Annotated in this window: 2 protein-coding genes; both read left to right on the top strand. The window is 63.4% G+C overall.

Annotation, left to right across the window (positions count from 1 at the left end; translation table 11 throughout):
- The first annotated feature begins 112 nt into the window (after nt 1-112).
- Complete coding sequence (gene istA / locus ACODR8_RS19870) at nt 113-1,627, top strand: IS21 family transposase (RefSeq protein ID WP_489008845.1); 1,515 nt, start codon at nt 113-115, stop codon at nt 1,625-1,627.
- On the top strand, nt 1,614-2,279 hold a 666-nt coding region (istB, locus tag ACODR8_RS19875; protein WP_489008846.1), incomplete at its 3' end, for an IS21-like element helper ATPase IstB. The genes istA and istB, both read left to right, overlap by 14 nt.

Genomic DNA, 2,279 nt, shown 5'->3' on the forward strand with positions numbered 1-2,279 from the left:
TGTGGATCGGCGTGCAAAAAGGACCCCGTTAGCGGGGTGATCGGCGTCTAAAAGGGACCCCTCATTTCGATGGTTTAAGCAGCTTCCTGGATTTTCAGGCGGCGAGATCGGGATGTTGGTATTGGAGACAGTTTTACGGATCCGGCGTGAGTATGCCGGAGGCAAGGCGATCAAGGCGATCGCGCGGGATCTGCATGTGTCGCGGAAGGTCATCCGCAAAGCGGTCCGGGCGCCGGAGGGCGCCTTTGATTATCAGCGCAAGGTTCAGCCACTGCCCAGGATCGGTCCGTTCCAGGAGCGCCTGAACACGCTGCTGGAAGAGAACGAGCTGCGCGGCAGGCGTGACCGGCTGCGGATGACGCGGATCCATGACCTGCTGGTGCGAGAAGGCTTTGAGGGTTCTTACGATGCGGTGCGGCGCTATGCGACGCGCTGGAAGATCGAGCGGCGCAAGGATGCTGGCGATGGCGTCACCGCCTTCATCCCGCTGATGTTCAGGCCAGGCGAGGCCTACCAGTTCGACTGGAGCCATGAGGATGTCGAGATCGCCGGAGCACCGATGCGGGTAAAGGTAGCGCATATGCGCCTGTGCGCGTCACGTGGGGTCTATGTCCGGGCCTATCCTCGCGAGAGCCAGGAGATGCTGTTCGACGCGCATGCGCGCGGCTTTGCCTTCTTCGGCGGCGTGCCAGGGCGCGGCATCTACGATAATATGAAGACGGCTGTGACGAGCGTGTTCACCGGCAAGGAACGCGTCTTCAACCGGCGGTTCCTGATCATGACCGACCATTATATGGTCGAGCCCACGGCCTGCTCGCCTGCGGCGGGATGGGAGAAGGGTCAGGTCGAGAACCAGGTGCAGACGATCCGGGGTCGCTTCTTCCAGCCCCGGTTGCGGTTCGCCAGTCTCGAAGAGCTCAATGGCTGGCTGGAGGCCGAGTGTCGGCGCTGGGCGGAACGGCAGCCCCATCCTGAACAGGGCGAGCTGACCGTAGCGCAGGTGCTGGAGATAGAACGATCTGCGCTGCAGCCGATGCTGGGACCATTCGATGGCTTCAATGAGAGTGAGCATGCCGTGACCGGCACCTGCCTGATCAGCTTCGACCGCAATCGCTACTCGGTGCTATCGACGGTGGCACGACGCACGGTGCAGGTCCGCGCCTATGCCGATCGCATTGTCGTTCGCTGCGGCGAAGAGGTTGTCGCTGAACATCCTCGCTACTTTGGGCGCAACCGCACGATTTATGACCCCTGGCACTATCTGCCGGTGCTGGCCCGCAAGCCTGGCGCGCTGCGAAACGGTGCCCCCTTCCAGGACTGGGATCTGCCACAGGCGCTTGCCCGCCTGCGCCGCAAGCTGGGTAATGACGACGATGCCGATCGCCGGTTCGTCCGTGTACTGTCGGCCGTACTGACCGATGGCCTGGAGCCTGTCGAAGCCGCTGTGCGTGAGGCACTGGCGACGGGCACGGCAAGCGACGACCTGATCCTCAACATCCTGGCACGACGCCGGGAACCGCCGCGTCCGCTGACGATCATCACCTCCGAGGATAGCGCTCTGCGCCATCCCCCGATCGCCGACTGTGCCCGTTACGACCAGCTGAGGACCTTCGATGCAGCGGCATGATATGATCGAGGCCATGCGCGGGCTTGGACTCAAGGGCATGGCGGGCGCGTTCGACGATGCCGTCACCACCGGCCTTCAGCGCCAGCGCACCACCATGGAGATACTGACCGATCTCCTGCGAGCGGAAGCGACGCATCGTCATGCCGCGTCGATCCGATACCGGATGGCCGCTGCCAAGCTGCCAGTCGTGAAGGACATCGACGCCTTCCGGTTCGAGGGTACCCCGATCAACGAGGGGCTTGTGCGTTCATTGCACAGCGGCGCGTTCCTGCCCGCACGGCGCAATATCGTCCTGGTCGGCGGAACAGGCACCGGCAAGACCCATCTGGCCATCGCCATCACCGCCAACGTTGTGCGCTCCGGCGCCCGAGGCCGCTACTTCAACACGGTCGATCTGGTGACCCGCCTCGAAGAGGAGGCCAGGATCGGCAAGAGTGGCGCTCTCGCCGCCCAGCTATCCCGTCTCGATCTGATCGTGCTCGATGAACTGGGCTATCTGCCGTTCGCCCGATCGGGCGGCCAGTTGCTGTTCCACCTGATCAGCAAACTCTATGAGCAGACCAGCGTCATCATCACCACCAACCTCGCCTTTGGCGAGTGGCCCACCGTGTTCGGCGATCCCAAGATGACCACCGCGCTCCTCGACCGCGTC

This window comes from Sphingobium sp. FG58 (assembly GCF_057809055.1).